6 protein-coding genes are annotated in these 6,607 nt (G+C 70.5%); 5 read left to right on the top strand and 1 reads right to left on the bottom strand.

Translation table 11 applies throughout. The features are described from left to right. Positions 1-86: 86 nt before the first annotated feature. A complete protein-coding gene (locus FPZ12_RS45135) occupies positions 87-674 on the bottom strand; it encodes a GNAT family N-acetyltransferase (protein ID WP_150980813.1) in 588 nt (195 codons plus the stop codon). 90 nt (positions 675-764) lie between these two features. Between FPZ12_RS45135 and FPZ12_RS45140 the strand changes: the two genes are divergently transcribed. The 5 genes from FPZ12_RS45140 (at position 765) to FPZ12_RS45160 (ending at position 6,531) form a co-directional block, all read left to right on the top strand. Beyond that, positions 765-1,481 carry a GntR family transcriptional regulator gene (locus tag FPZ12_RS45140; protein ID WP_144762130.1) on the top strand — a complete coding sequence of 239 codons (717 nt, stop codon included), beginning with the start codon at positions 765-767 and terminating at the stop codon, positions 1,479-1,481. Positions 1,482-1,563: 82 nt separating this feature from the next. After that, positions 1,564-2,469, top strand: a complete 906-nt coding sequence (locus FPZ12_RS45145; protein ID WP_144762127.1) for a dihydrodipicolinate synthase family protein — start codon at positions 1,564-1,566, stop codon at positions 2,467-2,469. 35 nt (positions 2,470-2,504) lie between these two features. Next, positions 2,505-3,689: an enolase C-terminal domain-like protein gene (locus FPZ12_RS45150; protein ID WP_144762124.1), complete on the top strand. Its 1,185-nt coding sequence runs from the start codon at positions 2,505-2,507 to the stop codon at positions 3,687-3,689. Between the two features lie 33 nt (positions 3,690-3,722). Continuing rightward, positions 3,723-5,057, top strand: coding sequence for an MFS transporter (locus FPZ12_RS45155; protein ID WP_144762121.1), 1,335 nt, complete (start codon positions 3,723-3,725; stop codon positions 5,055-5,057). A 37-nt stretch (positions 5,058-5,094) separates the two neighbouring features. Continuing rightward, a complete protein-coding gene (locus tag FPZ12_RS45160; protein ID WP_243770365.1) occupies positions 5,095-6,531 on the top strand; it encodes an aldehyde dehydrogenase (NADP(+)) in 1,437 nt (478 codons plus the stop codon). The last annotated feature ends 76 nt before the right edge of the window (positions 6,532-6,607 follow it).

Consider the following 6,607-nt stretch of genomic DNA (forward strand, 5'->3'; position numbering starts at 1 on the left):
GTCCTCCGCGCCTCCGCCTCCGCCACGATGCGCCCCGTCCCGCCCCCGTCCGATGCGCTCTCATATACGAGATATGACCTGCTCGATCAGGCGAGGTCGTACTGGAACCAGTACTCGTCGCGAAAGTCACCGGGGCCGATCTGGAGCGCGCCGGGAAAGCGGCCGACCTCCACCCAGCCGCGCCGGCGGTAGTAGTCCGGCAGATGCGTTCCCCCGCGCGTCGACAGCCGGACTTGCCGCAACCCCCGCGCGCGGGCGTGTTCGAGAGCGCGCGTCAGCAGCCGCCCACCCGCGCCGGAGCGTTGCAGGGCCGGGTGAACCATCAGTTTCCGCAGCTCAGCCCGATGCGCATAAACGGCCCCACTCGCCGGCCGGAGGGCCACCATCCCGACCAGCGCGCCATTGGCCGCCCCGGCCAGCTCCCGGTTCACCGGCCCGTTCACTTCCCCGACCACCGGCCCCTTCACCTCCCCGCGCACCAGCCCGGTCACCTCCCCGGCCGCCCGCTCGACGAGCAGGTCCTCGCGGCCCGCGGCGACATCCGCGATCAACGCGGCCGCCGCCGAAACGATGGCTTCCGGGGGCGCGTCGGCCGGGAACCCGACCGCCCCGCCGGCCCGCACGACCGCGAGCCACAAAGCGGCGACCTCGGCTTCAGTTGCTACTGCACCCATCCGGACAACTCCCCTTCCCTCGATGCTTGACGCCGGACCCCTTCGATCTTAGAGTCGTATCTCGTATATGAGAGTGAGGGAGGTAAGCCGGTGGACGACGCATTCCGGCTGTCACTGGCGGACGCCAACGCGGATGTGGATCCGCTCGCGAACCGCACCGACCGGGCGCTGGCCGTCATCCGGCGAGGCATCCTGACCGGCCGCCTGCGCCCGGGCCAGCAGCTGGTGGAGGCCGACATCGCCCAGATGCTGGGCATGTCGAAGACCCCGGTCCGCGAGGCGCTGAAAGCGCTCGTCGGCTCCGGGCTGGTCGAGCTCACCCGCTACAAGGGCGCGATCGTCCGCGAGCTGAACGCGGAGTCGGCCGGGGCGATATACGACCTGCGGCTGCTGCTGGAACCCGAAGCCGTCCGGCGCGCCGTCGCCCTCCTGACGGACTTCTCACCCGCGGAAACCGCGCTGGAACGCGCCTTCGCCGCGGGCGAGAACGGCGACGTCGCGGAGATGAGCCTGGCGAACCGGGAATTCCACCGCGCGCTCTACCTGGAATGCGGCAACCCGCTGCTCGTCGCCACGCTCGACGGACTCAAGGACCAGGCCGCGCTCGTCAGCGTTTCGGGCTGGCGCTCGGCCGGGGGCTGGCGAGTCGAAGCGGAGGAACACCGTGCGATCCTCGCCGCCGCGCAGGCCGGGGACGCCATCGGTGCCGCGGCCGCGTTGCGCGCCCACATCACCGGGTTCGTCGACCGGGTCATGCCCCACCTGGGCGAAACCGTGAACCCGCTGGACGGATCCGCCGCGGGCTGACCTTTCCCGCACCACCACTGTCCACTGTGGAGCCATCCGGCTCCTCGGGCGGTACCCCCTACCCGGAATCCGGAGGAGAAAGATGGAGCTCGACGAAGTCCGTGCACGGCTGGCCGGCGTCGTCGCGATCACCCCCACCCCGTTCACCGCCGAGGACACGATCGACGTCCCGGCGTGCGAGCGGGTCCTGGGCCGGCTGGTCGACGGCGGCATTTCGGTGCTCACCGTCAACGGCAACACCGGCGAGTTCTACACGCTCGCGCCCGCCGAGGCGCGCGCGCTGGTCGACCTTGTCGCCGAAGCCGTGCCCGCGGACGGAATCCTGGTGGCAGGCGTGGGATTCGACACCGCCACCGCCATCGAGTCCGCCGAGTACGCCCGCGCCCGTGGCGCCGCCGCGGTCATGGTGCACCAGCCGGTGCACCCGTACGTTTCCCGGCAGGGCTGGGTGGACTATCACCGCACGATCGCGTCGGCGGTGCCGGACCTCGCCGTGATCCCGTATGTGCGCAACCCGCAGATCACCGCCGGGGACTTCACCGAACTCGCCGACGCCTGCCCGAACGTCGCGGCCGTCAAGTACGCGATCCCCGACCCCGCCCAGTTCGCGAAGGTCGCCCGCGGCGCCGGAATCGACCGGTTCACCTGGATCGCGGGCCTCGCCGAGCTGTCCGCCCCGGCCTACGCCGCGGTCGGCGCGAAGGGCTTCACCTCCGGGCTGGCCAGCGCCGCGCCCGAGCTGTCGCTGCGGATGCACGCCGCGCTGGCCGCCGCCGACTTCCCCGCCGCGATGCAGGTGTGGGACACGATCCAGGAATTCGAGCACCTGCGCCTCGCCCGCGGCAGCGCGGACAACGTCAGCGTGATCAAGGAAGCCTTGCACCAGCTGGGTTTCGGGCGCGCCGACGTGCGCCCGCCGGCTTCGCGCCTCGATCAGGAAGCCCGCGAACAGGTGGCGAAGATCCTCGCCTCCTGGGGCGCGCGCTGAATCCCGGCACCCCATTTCTCGAAAGGAACCCCCGCGTGAGCACCCTGATCGACAAGGTCGAGGTCATCGAGTTCGACGTCGACACCCCTGACTACACCCGCACCTTCGACACCGACGCCCGCGGCGGCTCGTGGTACTACCAGCCCGGCGTGGTCGGCAAGCGCGGCGTGCTGATGGTCCGCGTGTACACCACCGACGGCCACGTCGGCGAGTACGCCTACCACGCCGTCACCGGTGCCGCGCAACAAGCCGCGGACGTGGCGCGCATCGCCGTCGGCCGTCCCTGGCACGCCCGCGAGCAGATCTTCCGCGTCGGCCGCCGCCTGTCCCGTCCCGCCCACTCCTACGGACTTTGCTTCCTGGACAACGCTTTGTGGGATTTGGCGGGCAAGGTCTACGGCGCCTCGCTGACCGAACTGCTCGGCGGCGGCCGGGACCGCGTCCGCGCCTACGCCTCGAGCGTCAATGGCGACCGCGAAGGCAGTCTGTCGAACAAAGAGTCCATTGTGGAGTTCTTCGCGAGCCTGAAGAACCTGGGCTGGACCGGGTTCAAGATGCACAGCTGGCACGAGGGCGACAAGTGGGAGGAGGCGGAGAACGTCGCGTATATGCGCGAGCACCTCGGCGAGCGCACCGACCTCATGCTCGACCCCGCCTGTGTCTTCGACTCGGTGTCCGACGCCATCTTCGTCGGGAAAGCCTGCCAGGAGGCCGGTTTCCGCTGGTACGAGGACCCGTTGCGGCCGCTCGGCATCGGCGCCTTCGCGCACAAGCAACTGCGCGACGCGCTCGACATCCCGATCCTGCAGTCCGAGCACGTGGCCGGCCCCGAGGCGAAGGCAGACTTCCTGCTCGCCGGCGGCACGGACCTGCTGCGCGTGGACTCCCATTTCGACCTCGGCGTGACCGGCTCCGTCAAGACGATCAAGTTCGCCGAGTCGCTCGGCGTGAACGTCGAAGTGCACGGGCCGAGCCCGGTCCACCGCCACCTCGTCGCCTCGATGCAGGCCACCTCGATGTACGAGGTCGCGAACGTGTCCCCGCATCTGGCCGACCCGTCGCCGGAGATCTACACCTGCGGCTACTCCGACGCCTACACCACGATCGCAGCCGACGGCACCCTCCCGGTCCCCACCGGCCCCGGGATCGGCGTGACCTACGACGCCGAGCTCATCGAGAAGCGCACGAAGGCCGCCGCGACCATCACCGCGGAGAGCTGACCCTCCGCCCCCGACTACCGCAAGGCAGGTGCAATGCAGCACTCCACTTCGGTGACCCCGGACTCCCCGGCCCTCGCCGCCGCGACCACCAAGGCGTTCCGGCGCCTGGTCCCGCTCGTGATGGTCATGTTCGTCGTCAACTACATCGACCGCGTCAACATCGGCTACGCCAAGGACGCGCTCGCGGCCGATTCCGGGATCGGGGCCGCGGCCTACGGGCTCGGCGCCGGCCTGTTCTTCGTCACCTACGCGATTTTCGAGGTGCCGAGCAACATCCTGCTCGAACGCTACGGCGCGCGGTTCTGGCTGACGCGGATCATGGTCAGCTGGGGCCTGGTCTCGGCGCTGATGATGTTCGCGCACAACGAAACCGTCTTCTATCTCCTGCGGCTCGCGCTCGGCGCCGCGGAGGCGGGCTTCTTCGCGGGCGTGATCTTCTACTTCACGCAGTGGTTCCCGAACCGCACCCGCGGCCAGGCCAACGCGGCGCTGTATTCGGCGTCGACGATCGCCGCGGTGATCGCGGGCCCGCTGTCCGGGGCGCTGCTGAGCATGCACGAGTTCCTCGGGCTGCGCGGCTGGCAGTGGATGTTCCTGATCGAGGGTCTCGCCGCGGTGCTCATCGGCGTCCTGGTCTGGTTCCGGCTCACGTCCCGCCCGGATCAGGCGGATTGGTTGTCGGCAGCGGAAAAGACGGCGCTGAGCGAGCGGCTCGCGGCGGAAGAAGCCGAACGCGCCGCCGCCCGGCAGGACAAGGCCCCGTCCCGGTGGTCGATGCTGCGTGATCCGCAGATGTTGTTGTTCTGCCTCGTTTATTTCGCCGCGCAGCTTGCCCAGTACTCGGTGACGTTCTGGCTGCCGAGCTTCGTCCGGGCGATCGGCGGGCTCAGCGAGTTCGCGATCGGGCTGATCGCGGTGGTGCCGTTCGTCGCCGCGTTCGTCGCGATCCTCGCCGCCGGCCGGATTTCCGACCGCACGGGCTGGCGTCGGAGCGTGCTGGGCTCCGGGTTCGTGCTGGCCGCGGTGGGCCTGGCGGTCGCAGCGGCCGCGGCGCCGGTGGCCGCCGTGGTGATGCTGATCGTCGCGACGGTCGGGTTCAAGGTCGCGGCGTCGTCGTTCTTCGTGATCCCGCAGCAGTATCTGGTCGGGGCGATGGCCGCGCCGGGCATCGCGCTGATCAACTCGATCGGCAACCTCGGCGGGTTCGTCGCGCCGACGCTGCTCGGGCAGGTCCAGCAACGAACCGGCAGCGTCAGCGCGGGCCTGCTCATCGTGGCCGCGACGTGCGTGGTCGCGCTCGGCGCGTGCGCGTTGCTTCGCTACACGGCGAAAAACCGCGCGCAGGCACCGGAGAAGGTGACCACATAAGGATTTCGGCGTTTTCCGGCACAACGAAAGGATTCTGGTGACCACGACCGAAACCGCCGAACTGGAGCAGATCGTCGGCGCCGCGACGGCCGTTGCCCCGCTCCTCGAGGACCTCGGCCGTGCCGGGCGGGCGGAACTGTTGCGCGCCATGGCAGACGCGCTGGAAGCCGACCGCGACGGGATCGTCACGACCGCTGCCGAAGAGACCGCGCTGACGACGCCGCGGCTGAACGGCGAGCTCACCCGGACCTGTTACCAGCTCAGGCTTTTCGCCGAAACCCTCGACGAGGGCTCTTATCTGGAGGCCACCCTCGATTCGCGCGGGGACACTCCGGTGGGCCCGAGGCCGGACCTGCGGCGGATGCTCGTGCCGATCGGGGCGGTGGCGGTGTTCGGCGCGAGCAACTTCCCGCTCGCGTTCTCGGTGCCGGGCGGGGACACCGCGTCGGCGCTCGCCGCGGGGTGCCCGGTGGTGCTCAAGGCGCACGAGTCCCACCTCGAGACCTCCCGGCGCTGCCTCGACGCGCTGCGTTCCGTCGCACCGGCAGGCGTGATCGACGCCGTGTACGGGCGGGAAGCGGCGGGCGCGCTCGTCTCGCACCCCGCGATCAAGGCGGTCGGGTTCACCGGCTCCGTCGCCGGCGGCCGCGCGCTGCTGGAGCTCATCCACCGGCGCCCCGACCCGATCCCCTTCTACGGCGAACTGGCCAGCATCAACCCGATCGTCGTCACGCCGGACGCCGCGGCCGAACGCGCGGAGGCGATCGGGGCCGGGTTCGCGGCGTCGGTCACGGGGTCCGCGGGACAGCTGTGCACGAAACCGGGTCTGCTGTTCGCTCCCACGGGCCCGGACGGCGACAAACTGGCGGCCGCGGCGGCCACCGCGCTGGCCGAGGTGCCCGCGACGCGGCTGCTCAACCGGCGCATCCACGACTCCTACCGCAGCGGCACCACCGCCCTGCGCGAAGCGGCGCACGTCCTGGCCGAGGTCGACGGCGACACCGGACCGCTGCTGCTGCAGGTCCCGGCGGCTCAGCTGGACGAGCGGGTCACAGAGGAATGCTTCGGCCCGGTCGCGGTGATCGTCCGTTATCCCGGTGAGTCCGAATTGGACAGCGCATTATCGTCGCTGCCTGCCTCACTGACGGCGACGATCCACGCCGACGCCGCCGCCGACCAGGAGCGGCTCACGAAACTGTTGCGCCCCAAGGCGGGCAGGCTGCTTTACGGCGGGTTCCCGACCGGGGTCGCGGTCAGTCACGCCCAGCACCACGGCGGCCCCTGGCCCGCGACGAACACCCTGCACACGTCGGTCGGCACCACGGCGATCCGGCGTTTCCTCCGCCCGGTCACCTGGCAGGACGCCCCGCAAGCCGTGCTACCCAAGGAACTACGCGACGGCCCCGCGGAAATTCCGCGCCGGATCGATGGGGCGCTCGTTCTGCCGGGGGTTTTAAGTGGGAGGCAACGCTGAGAAGGCGCCACCGGACACACCGGAACCCGGCAACGAAAGCCGGAAACCCCCGACGACCCGCCCCCGACCGCCGCTG

Source organism: Amycolatopsis acidicola, from assembly GCF_007713735.2.
Classification (GTDB): Bacteria; Actinomycetota; Actinomycetes; order Mycobacteriales; family Pseudonocardiaceae; genus Amycolatopsis_E; species Amycolatopsis_E acidicola.

Bases quoted from the DNA above. Each gene is read 5' to 3' on its own strand.
- FPZ12_RS45135 (WP_150980813.1), bottom strand. From the start codon at position 674: ATGGGTGCAGTAGCAACTGAAGCCGAGGTCGCCGCTTTGTGGCTCGCG.
- FPZ12_RS45145 (WP_144762127.1), top strand. From the start codon at position 1,564: ATGGAGCTCGACGAAGTCCGTGCACGGCTGGCCGGCGTCGTCGCGATC.
- FPZ12_RS45155 (WP_144762121.1), top strand. From the start codon at position 3,723: ATGCAGCACTCCACTTCGGTGACCCCGGACTCCCCGGCCCTCGCCGCC.